Raw genomic sequence first — 14,727 nt, forward strand, 5'->3', positions numbered from 1 at the left:
GGGCCTGCGAAAACACGCGATGCGCTGCAAGTCCGGCCGCGCGGCTAGCGGCCGGAGACGGCGGCGCTCAATTTTCGATCGGGAGGGGCCGGACGCGGCGTCCGGCCCCTCCGGGATCACGCGCCGAGTTCGGCCGCGATCGCGATCAGGTCGGCGAGTTCGTCCACATCGGGGTCGTCGCTCGCGGCGGCGAGCGCCTCCGCGTCGTCGAGGAGATCAGAGCACGTGAACGACGCCGAGCCGCGGAGGACTTCGGCGAACGCCGCCGCGAGGAGCGCGGTGTCGAGCCCCGCATCGGCGTCCACGGCCGCCTCGGCCGACGCCTCCCCGGTCTCGCCGGTCTCGGGGTCGGTCCAGCGGACCGCGACCGAAGCGTACTCCCCCGCCTCGCCGGTCGGCGTGACCGCGTACAGCGCCGTGACGGCGTGGCCGGGCCCGACCTCGCCCGCATCGACCGAGTCGTCCTCGAACTCGTCGTCCTCCAGGGCGCGGTTCTCGAACCCGATGAGCCGGTAGTCGGCGACCGTGGCCGGGTCGAATACGACCTGGACCTTCGCGTCCTCCGCGGCGACGCCGAGCGTCGAGGTGAGCCGCTCGGAGAACACCTCTTCGGCCCCGCCCTCGGACGCGAAGTACACGGCCCAGCCGTTCCCGTTGTCCGCCAGCTGCTCCAGCAGCTCCTGGTTGTACGAGTCGCCCACGCCCACCGTGAGCAGCGTGATCCCGTCGGCGATCTCGCCGCCGATCTCCTCCAGCATCGCGTCGTGCTCGGTGAGGCCCACGTTCGCCTCGCCGTCCGACAGCAGGATCACCCGGTTGTCCCGGTCGGCGTCGAAGGACTCGGCGGCCAGCTCGTACCCGTCCTCCAGGCCCGCCTGCATGTTCGTGGACCCGCGCGCTTCGAGGTCGTCGATCGCGTCGCGGATCTCGTCGCCGTCGGCGACTTCGGTCATCTCCAGCAGCACGTCGGAGTCGGTCTCGTACGTGACGACCGCGACCGAGTCGGTCGGCCGCAGCTGCCCCACGAGCATGGTCAGCGAGTCGCGCACGATCTGGATGCGGTCGCCCTCCATCGAACCGGAGACGTCGATGACGAAGGTGAGGTTGACGTCCGCGCGCTCCTCGTCAGGGACGGTCCGCGTCTGGAGCCCGACCCGCAGCACCTCCGAGGCGTCCCCGGAGGCGTACCAGTCGGGCAGCTCCTGGCGGTCGAGCCGCACCGAGAAGCCGTTCCCTTCGGGCTCTTCGTACCCGTAGTCGAACGAGTTCGCGAACTCCTCGGGCCGGACTTGGTCCTGCGGCGGCAGCCCGCCGTCCAGCAGGGCCCGCCGGGCGTAGTCGTAGGAGGCGGTGTCGACGTCGACGGCGAACGTCGACTCGGGGTCCTCGGAGGGGTCGACGGCCTCGTTGACTTCGTACATCTCGGCGTCGGGATCGTAGGGCTCGACCGCGCCCGGCGCGGCCTGGCCCGACATGTCCGCGGTCGTGGCGCTCTCGCCGCTGTCCTCGGAGCAGGCGGCGGCGAACGCGAGCAGGACCGCGGCGGGTATGGCGATGATGCGTCTCATGGGGGTCTCCTTCTCAAGGGGTCCCCCATGAGACGCCCGGCGCGCGTCCCGGTTCCGCCTGTGGCCGAACCGTAATCGAGCGGTCAGCAGGAGCGGTACCGCTTCGGGAGCTTGAACCCGTAGTCCTGCATGACGTTCCGCAGCACGTCGGGGTAGTCGGTGATGATGCCGTCCACGCCGTCGTCGATGAGCTTGCGCATGGTCGCCTCGTCGTCGACGGTCCACGGCACTACCTTGATCCCGTAGTCGTGCGCGTGGTCGACCATCGCCTCGGTCACGTACGGCACGTAGTTGGCGTCGCCGACCTTCCCGTTCTGCGGGGAGCCGTGGACCGGCGAGAACGCGTCGGCGCCGAACGAGTCGATCGCCGCGATCGGGTCGCCCCCGAAGTCGTCGATGTCGATGCCGCCCAGCCACGGCGAGGCCCCGGGCTTCCCGGTCTGGAGGAAGTCGATGTTCGTGAGCGCCACGAGCGGCAGCTCCGGCGCGGTCTCGCCCATGAGCATCAGCGCGCCCCAGTCGAAGCTCTGAATGGTCACCTGGCGGCCGATCCGGGCCGCCCGGATCTCGGCGACCACCGTCTCCACGAACGCCTCGCGCGGCGCGGTCTCCTGCGGCGCACCGGCTTCGACCTTCGTCTCGATGTTCAGCTTCACGCCGTTCGCGCGGTACTCGCGCACCAGGTCGAAGACCTCCGACAGCAGCGGCATCGGCTCGCCCGGGTGCAGCTCCTGGCCGGGGAAGGCCGCCTGGGCGAGGGACCCGCAGTCGAGCGTGCGGACCTGGTCGAGTGTCAGGTTGGTGATGTACTTCCCGACATAGGGGTACTCGGGGTCGCCCGCGAACGCCGGGGCCGTGTCGAGGCACTTCGCCCCGGAGACCTTGCGGTCGTGGGTGACGACAGCTTCGCCGTCCTCGGTGATCTGCACGTCCAGCTCAAGCGTGGACACGCCCAGTTCGAGGGCGTTCGCGAACGCGGGCAAGGTGTTCTCGACAACGAGGCCGATCCCGCCGCGGTGGGCCTGAAGGTCGAAGTCGCGCTTCGGGTGCGCGTCGGCGGGCGAGGGCATGGCGATGAACAGCGCAGAGGCGGCCACGACCGCCACCGCGCCAGCGGTGAGCAAACGTCTCATCGCCTCAGCCTGGAGGTTCGGACTGACGGGTGGGTGAATTGCGGCCTGCTGGCTGGTGACGTTTCAACCTGCGGGTCGCATTGGGTCCTGGTTAGAGCGGGCAGCGACGAAGAGGCAGTCCACTTCCCGGGTTGGGTTGGCGGCCATGGGGTCCGCGGGTGACATGGGGTGGGGTGCGGGTGGTGCGGGCGGGGCGGGGTGAAACTTCCTCACCAAAGATCACCCTTCTGGGTGTTGTCACCCTATCGCACACAGAGTCACAATTGAAACACACCAGCGAACACGCAGGGCACAACAACACAGGGGGTGATCCCGATGGCAGCCACTACGATCCACAGCCGGACCAGCAACAGTGACCAGGCCCAGACCATCCGGGCCCTCCTCGACACCGCCGCCTCGGTTGTCAACACCCAGTACGCCCGGGTCCTGTCCGCGGTCATCGACGCCAAGCAGGCGAACCTCCACCGCACCGCCTTCGGCTTCTCCGCCCTGCGCGACTGGCTCATCTCCACCTTCGACTTCACCCACCGCACTGCCTCGGACATCGCCGCCATCGCCCGCCTCTCCACCAAGTTCCGGGCACTTGTCGAAGCGGCTGTGTCGGGGCAGGCCAGGATCGACCAGGTCGCCTACGCGGTCCGGCAACTCGACCGCACCCCTGCGATGCGGCTGTTCGCACTCACCCCCTTCCGCATCCCCGTGGCCTCCCCCTTCGATGCCGACACCCTGTGCGCGACACCGGAACACCTCATCGCCCAGTACTGCCAGCACGCCCCCTTCAAAGACCTCCAACGCCACCTTGACGACCTGGCCGCCCACCTCGCCGAGGAGTCCGAACTCCTTGACAGCCTGGGTGAGCAGTCGCTCCAGTGGATCGAACTGGCCGAGACCGACAACGGCATGTGGGCCCTCTCGGGGGAACTCTCCGGCGACACCGGCAGGCTCCTGGACAAGTACCTGAAGACCGCCTGCCCGCCCCCTCGCCAAGACGAACAAGACCTCGACGGGGTGCTTCCGGCGCAGCCGAACCGGCACGCCGAGGCCCTCCACCAGCTCATTGCGGGCTACGGCACCAACCCCGACGCAGTCAAGCGCCACGGCCACACCGCCACCCTCGACCTCATGGTCGACATCGAAACGTTGCAGGGCAAGGACACCGGCCGGACCCCGCTCCTGGAGGGCCAGCCGGTCTCGGTCGCCAAAGCCCGCCTGATGGCATGCGAAGCCGGGATCATCCCCGGCGTCTTCGATTACGACTCCGGCGAGGCGATCGAACTCGGCAGGGCAGCTCGCCTCCCGAACCAGGCGCTGCGCCGCAAGCTCGAACTGGAGCAGGGGGAAGGGTGCGCCTGGTCGGGCTGCTCGCGCCCGGTCGCCTGGACCGAAGCCCACCACATCCAGCACTGGGCCGACGGCGGCGACACGAACGCGGACAACCTGATCCTCCTCTGCCGCTTCCACCACGGCCGCATCCACACGGCAGGCTGGACCGTCGAGAAGACCGGCCCCGGCCAAGCCCTCATCACCCACCACGACCACACCGCCACCGGTGATGACACCGGGGCCACCCAGGCCGGGCAGGCCGGGGAATGCGGATGCTCCGACTGGCGCACCGATGCCGACCTAGACACCGAAAACCAGGGCAGCGACTGGGATGTCTTCCCGACCGGGCTCTACCGCACCGAATGGTCCAACACCCTCAAACCCGACCTCGACTCCAGAGCCGAACAGGCCGAACGGCAAAGAGCCCTCGCCTCGATACGGGCAGCCAGAGCCAAATGCCGAACACGCTTCACACCCCCGGCGAAGGAACCCGCACCGGCCAAGGCGAGCGGACCGACCGCACTGCCCCCGCCTCCGCCCCCGCTCTCGCCCTCGCCCTCGCCCAGCCATCGGGAACCGATCCCGGCCGGGAACCTCGGCGACCCGCCCTTCTGAACCCGCCCACCCCGGGCCAGCCAACCAGGGCGGGAGAAGCAAAGCGAAGACACAGGCACAGGCACATCAAGACCCCAGGCCCGGCACCCAACCCCGGCCCCCCCCCCACACCTCCCCGTCGCCGCCAAAGAACCCGCACCCCAACACAACCCGCCAGCCACAGCACCCGACCCCGCCCTCCCACTCACCCCGTTGTCGCTGCCGCCTGAACCTCAACCGAATCCGACCAGATGGCCGCCCCGCAACGATCAGCCGCAAATCCTGCCTGCAAATTTTGGACACAAATCTTTGCTGCCGCACACAACTACTGTCGGCGACCTCGTGGGTACCGATCACGGCTATCGGCCTCTACCATGAGGTTTCCCACCGAATCGAATGGAGGCCCCATGGCGGACTCACGGCTTGCGAAGTGGTACATCACCGCCGAGCTCACCGCACTTCGCGCAATCCTTGGACTGTCGGAGGCCGGGATCGCAAGAGCACTCGGAGTAAGTGCCGCCACGATCAGGAACTGGGAGAGCGGAAAGACGGTTCCGCTGAGGTCTGTCGCAAAGGACATCGGCCAGATGGCCGGTGTCGAACAGAGTCGCATCGACTTCCTGTGCTTCGTGATCGACAACTACAAGGTCCCGGGGTTGGTCGCCAACCTGCACACCAGGAATGTCCGCATGGTCGAGCAGGCCGAGCGGACCTACGGCTCCATCTTCAAGTACGAGTCGGTCTATATCCCCGGACCGTTTCAGCTCGACGGATACCATAACGAACTGCTACCCGGTGCCGACTCGGATTCTTTGAAGCGCAAGCAAGCGCGCGGGCGGACGCTGCGATCACGCACCGCCGCCTCCATGCAGGTCTTGATCGAGTACAACGCCTTGCGGCATCTCCGCGACATGATCCACTGGGATCGCCAGATCGAAGCGCTCATCGAGGACTCGAATCGACCGAACTGGGAGATCCGGATCATCGATGGCATTCACAATGCTTCGCGGGGTAGCTTCGACTTCTACAAGACCGCCAAGGCACCCGATGCGGGCCCATCATTCGTATACACGGAGTCTCTCGACCAGAGCCGTTACATCGAAGATGAAGCTACCCTCCGTTGGTATGATCAGCTCCGCACCGAGGTCTGGGCCCAGGGCAAGCCGATCAAGGAGATTTTCAGTGGTGGAGTACAGCTCCTGGCGTAAAAGCAGCCGTAGCGCTGGTCAAAATGAAAGCAACTGCGTGGAGTGCCGCCGGTCCTGGCGTAAGAGCAGCCGTAGCGGTGGCGGCGGTGCTGAAAGCAACTGCGTGGAAACCCGGAGTGCCGGTTCGGACTTTCAGGTCCGGGACTCGAAGTTGGGCCACGAATCCCCCGTGTTCGGCCTCCGGGCCTCTGACTTCTCCGCTCTGCTCAGCGCCGCCGGCCGCTTATGCGGTGACGATGTCGCCCTTCAGCGGGAGGAGCTTCCCGGCGATGGCGCCGATCGTCTCGTCGTCCACCCCGGCCTCCGTCAGGGACGCCGCGAGGTGGCCCACGACCAGGTCGAAGTGGTCCGAGGTGATCGCAAGGCCCTCGTGGGCCTTGCCCATCGAGCGGCCGCTGTAGGGCCGGGTCGACCCCAGGGCCATGCCCACGAAGCGGGCCTGGTGCTTCTTCAGCCGGTCGATGTCGGTGTCCGCGAAGTAGTCCTTCAGCTCCGGGTCGCCGAGGACCTTCCCGTAGAAGATCTCCACGACCGCCTCCACGGCGGCGTCGCCGCCGATGCGCTCGAAAATGGTGTCAGGTGCCTGCAACTCGCTCATGCCACCACGTTCGGGGCGCAGTGATGCGAGCCGGTGACCGAGCCGTTCGCTCCGAGTAACTTCCCGCGCAGGGGAAGCGGTCCGGGATCGTGCGGTCAGCGGCGGGTGATCGGCTCCTGTGGATGCAGCCGCGCGGCGTCGGCCGCCGCGAGCCCCGCGAGGTGGCCCTCGTAGTTCGTGATCCGCGTGGAGCGCCCGAACTTCAAGCGCGGGAACAGCTCCTCGGTGCGTGCGTCGACGCGGTCGTCGCGCTGGCGCATCACCGGGACGAGGTCGGTACCGGTCTCCTCGGCGACCTCGCGGGCCGTGTCGTCGGCCGATTCGCGCAGGCGCTCGCCGATGCGCATCGCGAACGACGCGAGGAACGACTGCCGGAACGACCTGGTCTGCGACTTCCCGCGCTTCGCCGACACCGACCCGACCCGCGCCATCGCGGAGGTCGCCTGCACCAGCAGCGAGTGGTACAGCAGCTCCACCGAGCGCAGGTCGTCACGGTCGCCGATGAGCGTCGTGAACCCGCCGTCGGGCCAGTACACCGACCGGCAGTGGTTCGCGTCGGCGATCTGCGCGAGCAGCTCCGACTTCGGCCCCTCGTAGGGCCGCTCGATCACCACGCGCAGCGCCTCGGGCTCGCGCTTGTCCTGCCCCGCTTCGGAGAGCAGGGCCTCGTTGATGCTGTGCCGGGCGATGAGCTGCTGGGCCTTCGCGGTGAACGCCTCCGCTTCGGCGTCGGAGTCCGTGGACTCGGCCTTCGCCAGGAGCGCCCGGATCTTCTCGTACGCCTTCGAGGACTCGGCCACGCCGAGGCGGTGCGCGATCAGCGGCGTGCCCGGGAGGGGCTCGACGCGCGGGATCTTCGGGAGCCCGCCGAGGCAGTCGAGCGCTTCGAGCACTTCCGACCACGCCACGATCCGGTCCCAGCGGCCAAGGCCCGCAACGGCTTCGGCGATGTTCGCGTACGGCGAGGCCGCCGCGAGCTCGTCGCGGTGGGCCAGCCACCGGTCGCTCAGCTGCTCGTCGGTATAGCGGGCCAGCTGGCCGCGCATCATCACGGCCCCGGCCCGCGCCGCCTCCGGACTCAGGGCCTTCTTCAGCGCGCTGGTGACCTCACGCGGCATCCAGCCCCACTCCCAGGCGCGGAGCACCGCGTCGTCGCCGAGCTCCCCGAAGACGCGCGCGAGCGCGGCGGGCCAGCCCGCCTCGTCCGATGCGCCTTCGAGTCCCGAGGCGGCGTCGACCCAGTCGACGCCCGTGCTCATGGCGCGCTGGAGGACCCCGAGCACGGCGTACCGGGCGCGGCCGTCGATCGGCAGGGCCTTGAGTTCGTCCTCGTTCACTGTCCCCCCGGACCTGCGGTGCGTACCCGCCTGGTGAGGTCGACGCGGGCCGCCCAGTCCGCCGGGTCGTCCGAATAGGACACCTCGACGAGAGTGAGGCCGTGCGGGCCGACGACATGGACGTCGTTGGCGCGCTCGCCGATGTGGAGGATCGACGCGAGCCAGGCCTCGTCGCGGCGGCCGTCGCCGACGGCGAGGGCCGCGCCCACGAGACTGCGGACCATGGAGTGGCAGAACGCGTCCGCGCGCACGGTGGCGACCGCGGTGCCGTCCTCGTCGCGCGCCCAGTCGTACTGGAGCAGTTCGCGGATCGTCGTCGCGCCCTCGCGCTGCTTGCAGAAGCCCACGAAGTCGTGCTCGCCCAGCAGGGCCTGCGACGCGGCGTGCATCCGCTCGACGTCGAGCGGCCGCGGCCACGCGAGCGTGTCGAGGCGCCGCAGCGGCGTCACCCCGTAGACCGCGTCGGCGACCCGGTAGCGGTACCGGCGCCAGCGGGCCGCGAAGCGGGCGTTGAAGGTGCGGTCGACGGCCTCGGCGGAGACGACCCGCACGTCGGGCGGCAGGATGCCACGCAGCCGCCACAGGAGCCGCTCGCGCAGCTCCTCCCATTTCGCGGTCGGCACGTCCACATGGACGACCTGCCCGGTCGCGTGGACGCCCGCGTCGGTGCGCCCGGCGACGGTGAAGTCGGCGATGTCGCGGAAGAGCAGTTCGAGGGCCCGGATGACCTCCGAGGCGACCGTGCGCAGGCCCGGTTGCAGGGCCCAGCCGGAGAACTCGGCCCCGTCGTAGGCGACGCCGAGGCGCAGGCGCGTCATGTCGTCCATGCCGAATCCCTCCCTGATGTGCTTCGCGGAAAAGCAGAACCGCGCGCAGAGCGGATGCCCTGCGCGCGGTCCGAAGCCGTACTAGTCGACGAGCTCGATGATCGCCATCGGCGCGTTGTCGCCCTTGCGGTTCCCGGCCTTGATGATCCGGGTGTAACCGCCCTCGCGGGCGGCGAAGCGCGGGGCGACCTGCTCGAACAGGTCGTGCGTGGCGTCCTTGTTGCGGAGCTTGGCCAGCGCCAGGCGGCGGTGGTGCAGCGTGCCCTTCTTGCCGTACGTGATGAGACGCTCGGCGTAGGGGCGCAGGCGGCGGGCCTTGGTCAGCGTCGTGGTGATGCTGCCGTGCTCGAACAGGGAGGCCGCGAGGCCCGAGAGCATGAGCTTCTCGTGCGCCGGGGAACCGCCCAGACGCGGGCCCTTAGTGGGCTTAGGCATTTCTTACTCCTCTTGGTTTGACGCGGCCGGCCGTCTTACGGAACCGACCGCCGTATTCACGCGGCTCTTAGAGCTGCTCGGTCTCGCGGAGGTCTTCGCCGTCGTCCTCGTACTCGTCGGACTCGGCGACCGGCGACCCGCCGTAGGCCACGGCGGCCTCGCTGGGATCGAAGGTCCCGGGGGAGTCCTTGAGGCTCAGGCCCATGCCGGCGAGCTTCATCTTGACCTCGTCGATCGACTTCTGCCCGAAGTTGCGGATGTCGAGCAGGTCCGCCTCGGTGCGGTTGATGAGTTCGCCAACGGTGTTGACGCCCTCGCGCTTGAGGCAGTTGTAGGACCGGACGGTCATGTCGAGGTCCTCGATCGGCAGGGCCAGATCGGCGGCGAGCTGCTGGTCGGCCGGGCTGGGCCCGACGTCGATGCCCTCGGCCTCGGTGTCGAGCTCGCGGTACAGGCCGAACAGCTCCACCAGGGTGGAGCCGGCCGACGCGAGCGCGGTGCGCGGCGTCGTGGAGGCCTTGGTCTCGACGTCGACGGTGAGCTTGTCGAAGTCGGTGCGCTGCTCGACGCGCGTGGCGTCGACCGAGTAGGCGACCTTCAGCACGGGCGAGTAGATCGAGTCGACCGGGATGCGGCCGATCTCGTTCGTGTCGGCCTTGTTCGCCGGGGCCGAGACGTAGCCTCGGCCGCGCTCCACCACGAACTCCATGTCGAGGCGGCCCTTCGAGTTGAGGGTCGCCAGCTTGAGCTCGGGGTTGTGGACCTGCACGCCCGCGGGGGGCTGGATGTCGCCGGCGAGGACGTCGCCGGGGCCTTCCTTGCGCAGGTACATGGTGGCCGGCTCGTCGTTCTCCGAGGAGACGCAGATCTGCTTGACGTTCAGCACCAGTTCCACGACGTCTTCCTTCACGCCGGGGATGGTGGAGAACTCGTGCAGGACGCCGTCGATCTTGATCGACGTGACCGCCGCGCCCGGGATGGACGACAGCAGCGTGCGCCGCAGCGAGTTGCCGAGCGTGTAGCCGAAGCCGGGCTCCAGGGGTTCGATGGTGAACTTGGAGCGGGTCGGGCTGATCTGCTGCTCGGTGAGCGTGGGCCGCTGAGTGATAAGCACTGTGCGATGTTTCCTTTGTTCGGGGCGCCCGCTATTTGACGCCTAGACACTTGGATTGTTGAAGAGCTCCGTTGAAGCGTGCTGCGTTGTTAGACGCGGCGGCGCTTCGGCGGGCGGCAGCCGTTGTGCGGCTGGGGGGTGACGTCGTTGATCGAGCCGACTTCAAGGCCGACGGCCTGGAGCGAGCGGATCGCGGTCTCGCGGCCCGAGCCCGGGCCCTTGACGTAGACGTCGACCTTGCGCATGCCGTTGTCCATCGCGCGGCGCGCGGCGGCCTCGGCGGCCATCTGCGCGGCGTACGGGGTCGACTTGCGCGAGCCCTTGAAGCCCACCTGGCCCGAGGAGGCCCAGGAGATCACAGCACCGGTCGGGTCGGTGATCGACACGATGGTGTTGTTGAAGGTGCTCTTGATGTGGGCGTGCCCGTGGGGCACGTTCTTCTTCTTGGCGCGCGGGTTCTTGGATCCGCCGCGAGTCTTCGGTGGCATCAGATGGTCTCCTAACGTGCCTTCTTCTTGCCCGCGACGGTCTTCTTCGGACCCTTGCGAGTACGGGCGTTGGTCTTGGTCCGCTGACCGTGGACCGGAAGGCCGTAGCGGTGACGGAGACCCTGGTAGCAGTTGATCTCGATCTTGCGGCGGATGTCGGCCTGCACCTCGCGGCGCAGGTCGCCCTCGACCTGGAAGTGCTCTTCGATGTAGTCGCGGAGCTTCACCAGCTCTTCGTCGGTGAGGTCCTTGACGCGCTTGTCGCGGTCGAGCTCGGTCGCCGCGATCGTCTCAAGCGAACGGGTGCGGCCGATGCCGTAAATGTAGGTGAGTGCGATCTCCAGGCGCTTGTCGCGCGGGAGGTCCACTCCAACCAGGCGTGCCATAGCGGCGTACTCCTAGTGTCGTTCGGAGGTCTGACCACTGCCTTCTCGCCGGGGTTATTCGTTCCCCTGCCCTGACGGGCGATGCGAGCCACGGCCTCCGAGCCGTGGGTTGTGCTTGCGCACTGGCGGCGGCTTCCCCTTCTGGGGCCTTGCTGCTGGCGTGTGTGCTGCTTAGCCCTGACGCTGCTTGTGACGCGGGTCGGACGAGCAGATAACCATCACTCGTCCGTGCCTGCGGATCACGCGGCAGTTCTTGCAGATCACTTTGACGCTCGGCTTGACTTTCACGAGTCCTACTTCATGTAGTCGTCAGGTCAGCGGTAACGGTAGACAATCCGCCCGCGCGACAGGTCGTACGGCGAGAGCTCCACCACGACCCGGTCCTCTGGGAGGATCCGGATGTAGTTCTGGCGCATCTTGCCGCTGATGTGAGCGAGTACTTTGTGGCCGTTGGTGAGTTCCACCCGGAACATGGCGTTCGGGAGGGACTCGACGACCTTGCCTTCAATCTCGATGGCACCGTCTTTTTTCGGCATGTCCTCCGCTACCGTGACAACTCGGTCTGAAAACCCCGCACGTCTAGCTGGTGTGCGGAGCTACTGGCACGCCTGTCCGAGGCGGGAAGCTTCGGGCGGGCGAAAGAACGATGCGGCCGTCCCTCGAACGGTAGAGCGCCAGGTGCGGTCGGCTTGCGACCGCGGGGCGGCCCGACCAGGGACGCACTGCACCACTGAGCGAGTTTACTCGCGCCCGAGAGCCGTCTACCAGGGGGTTGACCGTGACGGAGGGCACTCGGGCGACGCCTGAACGCCGCCGGACCGGCGCGCGGCCGGCCTCGGCGGCGTTCAGTGCACGCTCAGGCTGTTACTTCGAGTAGTACTCGACGACGAGCTGCTCGTCGCAGATCACGGGGATCTGCTTGCGCTCAGGCACCGACAGGAAGCGGGCGATCAGGCCTTCGAGGTGGGCCTCGATGTAGGCCGGAGTCTGCTCGCCGGCCCACGCGCCCGCGGCGGCGAGCTGGAACGGCGTGGTCTCGCGGGACTTCTTGCGGACCTGGACGAAGTCGCCGGCCTTCAGGCGGTACGACGCGATGTCGACCTTGCGGCCGTTCACGGTGAAGTGGCCGTGGTTGACGAACTGCCGCGCCTGGTAGATGGTGCGGGCGAACCCGGCGCGGAGCACGAAGGCGTCCAGGCGGGATTCGAGCAGGCCGACCAGGACCTCACCGGTCTTGCCGGGCTTGCGCACGGCCTCGGCGTAGGCGTTCCGCAGCTGGCGCTCAGAGATGTTGTACTGAGCGCGGAGACGCTGCTTCTCGACGAGCTGGTTCTTGTAGTCCGATTCCTTCTTGCGGCCGCGGCCGTGCTGCCCCGGAGGGTAGGGACGGCGCTCCATGTACTTGGCGGCCTTCGGCGTCAGAGCGATGCCGAGGGATCGGGAAAGCTTGACTTTCGCCTTAGCTTGCAATGATCTCTCCAGTAATTCATGCGTTGCCCCGCTCGATATCGCGAGGCGGAGTACGTCCCTGACCAGCAGAAACGCGTGAGTGTAGCGCGCTCAGGAGTGCACCTGGGGGTTCCCGGGGCCTGGCGCGCACACGGTGATGCGGTGACTCCGACGCCACCGAAGGCGGCGCGAAGCTCATGACCAGGTTACTTGGCGTCCTTCTTGTCGCCCACCCGGGCCGCCGCGAGAGTGACCAGGCGCTCCACGAGGTCGCCGTAGGAGACGCCCGCGGCGGCGAACGCCTGCGGGACGCCGCTCATCGGCGTGAGGCCCGGCATGGTGTTGACCTCGTTGAGGTACACGGTCCCGTCGGGCGCCAGGAAGCAGTCGACCCGCGCGAGGTCGCGGCAGTCGAGGAGGCGGAAGACCTTGCGGGCCAGGTCCTGCGCGCGCTCGGCCACGCCTTCCGGGTAGTCCGGGTGGAGGTTGAACGGCTCGGGGTTGTCGAGGTACTTGGCGTCGAAGTCGAACCAGCCCTCCTCCCCCATCGCGAGGACTTCGAGCGGGAAGGTGATCTCCAGGTCCCCGTCGAGGGTCTCCAGGACCCCCATCTCGATCTCGCGCACGTCTTCGAACGAGGCCTCGAAGACGACCTTCTCGTCGACCTCGCGGGCCTTGACGACCGCTTCGGCGAGTTCCGCCGCGGACTTGACCTTGCTGATGCCGAGGCTCGATCCGGCGCGCGCGGGCTTGACGAAGATCGGGAGGCCGAGCTCGTCGATGACGGCGTGGGCGTCGAGCTCCTCCCCCGGCTTCAGGACCGCGAACGCGCCCTGGGGAACGCCTTCGGCCGCCAGGAGCCGCTTGGAGAACTCCTTGTCCATGGACAGGGAGCTCGACAGCACGCCCGAGCCGACGTACGGCAGGTCGGCCATCTCGAACAGGCCCTGGATGGTCCCGTCCTCGCCGTAGGGGCCGTGGAGGACCGGGAAGGCGATGTCGGCGATCGGCTGGGCGCCGGGGCCGAGGTCGACGGCGACGGACTTGCCGGCTTCGGCGGTGACCTCGGGGAGGGCGTCGGCGGCGTCGATCGCGAAGAGGGAGTCGGCGGGCAGTTCGACCCATTCGCCGGTGCGGGTGATGCCGATGGAGGTCACGTCGAAGCCGCGTTCGCGCAGCGCCTTGGCGACCCCGGAGCCGGAGGCGCAGGAGACGGGTTGCTCCACGCTGCGCCCGCCGAAGAAGACGGCGACGGTCGGTTTAGTCATTGTCGGACCTCAAACTGTCGGTTTCTGGTTTGGTCTCGCGCCCCATGAGTTCGGCGACCGCGGCCCTGGGGTCGAGCCCTTCGTGGCAGACCCGTTCGACGGCGTCGCAGATGGGCATCTCGACGCCGACCTTCCGGGCGAGGTCGGTGATCGAGCGGCAGCTCTTCACGCCCTCGGCGGTCTGCTTGGTGACGCGCGCGGCCTCCTCCAGGGTTGCCCCGAGGCCGAGCTGCTCTCCGAAGGTGTGGTTGCGGGACAGCGGCGAGGAGCAGGTGGCGACGAGATCGCCGAGGCCCGCCAGCCCTGCGAACGTGGTCGGGTCGGCGCCCAGGCGCATGCCGAGGCGGGTGGTCTCGGCGAGGCCGCGGGTGATGATCGTGGCCTTCGTGTTGTCGCCCAAGCCCATCCCGGCGGCCATGCCGTAGGCGAGCGCGATGACGTTCTTGACGGCGCCGCCGAGTTCGCAGCCCACGACGTCGGTGTTCGTGTAGGGCCGGAAGTAGCCGGTGGTGACGGCCTTCTGGATGTCCACGGCGCGGCCGTGGTCGATGCAGGCGACCACGGAGGCGGTCGGCTGCTGCTCGGCGATCTCGCGCGCGAGGTTCGGGCCCGACAGGACCGCGATCCGCGACTCGGCCGCGCCGGTGACCTCGGCGATCACCTCGGTCATCCGCTCGGTCGTGCCGAGCTCGATGCCCTTCATGAGGCTCAGGAGCGTCGAGTGCGGTTCGAGGAGCCCGGACCATTCGGCGAGGTTGCCGCGCAGGGTCTGGCTCGGCACGGACAACACCACGAGGTCGGCGCCCGCGAGCGCCTCGGCCGGGTCGCTGGTCGCGGAGACGAGCGGGGGCAGTTCGATGTCGGGGAAGTAGTCCGGGTTGCGGTGGTCGGCGTTCACCGCCGCCGCCACGGATGCCCGCCGCGCCCAGATGGTGACCGGCGTCCCGGCGTCGGCGAGGATCTTGGCGAAGACGGTCCCCCACGAACCGGCTCCCATCA

The 14,727-nt window shown here is 68.4% G+C and carries 15 protein-coding genes and 2 pseudogenes; 3 read left to right on the top strand and 14 right to left on the bottom strand.

From position 1 onward, the window contains the following. Window positions 1-116: 116 nt before the first annotated feature. Both B0I28_RS16765 and B0I28_RS16770 read right to left on the bottom strand, forming a co-directional pair. Complete coding sequence (locus B0I28_RS16765; RefSeq protein ID WP_106364986.1) at window positions 117-1,568, bottom strand: vWA domain-containing protein; 1,452 nt, start codon at window positions 1,566-1,568, stop codon at window positions 117-119. Window positions 1,569-1,651: 83 nt separating this feature from the next. Next, window positions 1,652-2,701 carry a glycerophosphodiester phosphodiesterase family protein gene (locus tag B0I28_RS16770; protein WP_106364987.1) on the bottom strand — a complete coding sequence of 350 codons (1,050 nt, stop codon included), beginning with the start codon at window positions 2,699-2,701 and terminating at the stop codon, window positions 1,652-1,654. Window positions 2,702-3,016: 315 nt separating this feature from the next. On the opposite strand from B0I28_RS16770, the gene B0I28_RS16775 reads away from it, so the two are divergent. The 3 genes and pseudogenes from B0I28_RS16775 to B0I28_RS27305 form a co-directional block, all read left to right on the top strand. Next, window positions 3,017-4,639, top strand: coding sequence for an HNH endonuclease signature motif containing protein (locus B0I28_RS16775; RefSeq protein WP_146148134.1), 1,623 nt, complete (start codon window positions 3,017-3,019; stop codon window positions 4,637-4,639). Window positions 4,640-5,025: 386 nt separating this feature from the next. Continuing rightward, on the top strand, window positions 5,026-5,826 hold the full coding sequence (locus B0I28_RS16780; RefSeq protein WP_106364989.1) for a Scr1 family TA system antitoxin-like transcriptional regulator: 801 nt from the start codon (window positions 5,026-5,028) through the stop codon (window positions 5,824-5,826). After that, a pseudogene (locus tag B0I28_RS27305) lies at window positions 5,744-6,031 on the top strand (DUF397 domain-containing protein); the annotation flags it as partial. The gene B0I28_RS16780 and the pseudogene B0I28_RS27305, both read left to right, overlap by 83 nt. A gap of 18 nt (window positions 6,032-6,049) precedes the next feature. Here the strand turns inward: B0I28_RS27305 and B0I28_RS27310 are convergent. The 12 genes and pseudogenes from B0I28_RS27310 to B0I28_RS16840 form a co-directional block, all read right to left on the bottom strand. Then, entirely contained in the window at window positions 6,050-6,424 is a 375-nt protein-coding gene (locus B0I28_RS27310) for a group I truncated hemoglobin (RefSeq protein ID WP_181245822.1), read from the bottom strand. Between the two features lie 95 nt (window positions 6,425-6,519). Continuing rightward, the gene (locus tag B0I28_RS16790; RefSeq protein ID WP_106364991.1) at window positions 6,520-7,761 is read right to left on the bottom strand and encodes a DUF2786 domain-containing protein; all 1,242 of its coding nucleotides are present in this window, start codon (window positions 7,759-7,761) and stop codon (window positions 6,520-6,522) included. Continuing rightward, entirely contained in the window at window positions 7,758-8,588 is an 831-nt protein-coding gene (gene truA, locus B0I28_RS16795) for a tRNA pseudouridine(38-40) synthase TruA (protein ID WP_181245823.1), read from the bottom strand. The genes B0I28_RS16790 and truA overlap by 4 nt, the downstream gene beginning before the upstream one ends. A gap of 87 nt (window positions 8,589-8,675) precedes the next feature. Then, window positions 8,676-9,023: pseudogene (gene rplQ, locus B0I28_RS16800) on the bottom strand (50S ribosomal protein L17); the annotation flags it as partial. A 67-nt stretch (window positions 9,024-9,090) separates the two neighbouring features. Beyond that, on the bottom strand, window positions 9,091-10,137 hold the full coding sequence (locus tag B0I28_RS16805; RefSeq protein ID WP_106364992.1) for a DNA-directed RNA polymerase subunit alpha: 1,047 nt from the start codon (window positions 10,135-10,137) through the stop codon (window positions 9,091-9,093). A gap of 89 nt (window positions 10,138-10,226) precedes the next feature. Further along, complete coding sequence (gene rpsK / locus B0I28_RS16810) at window positions 10,227-10,625, bottom strand: 30S ribosomal protein S11 (protein WP_091053358.1); 399 nt, start codon at window positions 10,623-10,625, stop codon at window positions 10,227-10,229. A gap of 11 nt (window positions 10,626-10,636) precedes the next feature. After that, a complete protein-coding gene (rpsM, locus tag B0I28_RS16815; RefSeq protein ID WP_106364993.1) occupies window positions 10,637-11,011 on the bottom strand; it encodes a 30S ribosomal protein S13 in 375 nt (124 codons plus the stop codon). A gap of 171 nt (window positions 11,012-11,182) precedes the next feature. Beyond that, complete coding sequence (gene rpmJ / locus B0I28_RS16820) at window positions 11,183-11,299, bottom strand: 50S ribosomal protein L36 (RefSeq protein WP_081913453.1); 117 nt, start codon at window positions 11,297-11,299, stop codon at window positions 11,183-11,185. 26 nt (window positions 11,300-11,325) lie between these two features. After that, window positions 11,326-11,547, bottom strand: coding sequence for a translation initiation factor IF-1 (infA, locus tag B0I28_RS16825; RefSeq protein ID WP_026929479.1), 222 nt, complete (start codon window positions 11,545-11,547; stop codon window positions 11,326-11,328). Window positions 11,548-11,875: 328 nt separating this feature from the next. After that, window positions 11,876-12,481, bottom strand: a complete 606-nt coding sequence (gene rpsD, locus B0I28_RS16830) for a 30S ribosomal protein S4 (RefSeq protein ID WP_106364994.1) — start codon at window positions 12,479-12,481, stop codon at window positions 11,876-11,878. Window positions 12,482-12,666: 185 nt separating this feature from the next. Then, the gene (locus tag B0I28_RS16835) at window positions 12,667-13,728 is read right to left on the bottom strand and encodes a D-alanine--D-alanine ligase family protein (protein WP_106364995.1); all 1,062 of its coding nucleotides are present in this window, start codon (window positions 13,726-13,728) and stop codon (window positions 12,667-12,669) included. Beyond that, entirely contained in the window at window positions 13,721-14,725 is a 1,005-nt protein-coding gene (locus tag B0I28_RS16840; protein ID WP_106364996.1) for an NAD(P)H-dependent glycerol-3-phosphate dehydrogenase, read from the bottom strand. The genes B0I28_RS16835 and B0I28_RS16840 overlap by 8 nt, the downstream gene beginning before the upstream one ends. Between the last annotated feature and the right edge of the window lie 2 nt (window positions 14,726-14,727).

The organism is Glycomyces artemisiae (assembly GCF_003002955.1).
Taxonomy (GTDB): Bacteria; Actinomycetota; Actinomycetes; order Mycobacteriales; family Micromonosporaceae; genus Glycomyces; species Glycomyces artemisiae.

Coding starts and splice junctions, on each gene's coding strand:
- B0I28_RS16765 (WP_106364986.1), bottom strand. CDS start 1,568: ATGAGACGCATCATCGCCATACCCGCCGCGGTCCTGCTCGCGTTCGCC.
- B0I28_RS16770 (WP_106364987.1), bottom strand. CDS start 2,701: ATGAGACGTTTGCTCACCGCTGGCGCGGTGGCGGTCGTGGCCGCCTCT.
- B0I28_RS16775 (WP_146148134.1), top strand. CDS start 3,017: ATGGCAGCCACTACGATCCACAGCCGGACCAGCAACAGTGACCAGGCC.
- B0I28_RS16780 (WP_106364989.1), top strand. CDS start 5,026: ATGGCGGACTCACGGCTTGCGAAGTGGTACATCACCGCCGAGCTCACC.
- B0I28_RS27310 (WP_181245822.1), bottom strand. CDS start 6,424: ATGAGCGAGTTGCAGGCACCTGACACCATTTTCGAGCGCATCGGCGGC.
- truA (WP_181245823.1), bottom strand. CDS start 8,588: ATGGACGACATGACGCGCCTGCGCCTCGGCGTCGCCTACGACGGGGCC.
- rpsK (WP_091053358.1), bottom strand. CDS start 10,625: ATGCCACCGAAGACTCGCGGCGGATCCAAGAACCCGCGCGCCAAGAAG.
- rpsM (WP_106364993.1), bottom strand. CDS start 11,011: ATGGCACGCCTGGTTGGAGTGGACCTCCCGCGCGACAAGCGCCTGGAG.
- infA (WP_026929479.1), bottom strand. CDS start 11,547: ATGCCGAAAAAAGACGGTGCCATCGAGATTGAAGGCAAGGTCGTCGAG.
- B0I28_RS16835 (WP_106364995.1), bottom strand. CDS start 13,728: ATGACTAAACCGACCGTCGCCGTCTTCTTCGGCGGGCGCAGCGTGGAG.
- B0I28_RS16840 (WP_106364996.1), bottom strand. CDS start 14,725: ATGGGAGCCGGTTCGTGGGGGACCGTCTTCGCCAAGATCCTCGCCGAC.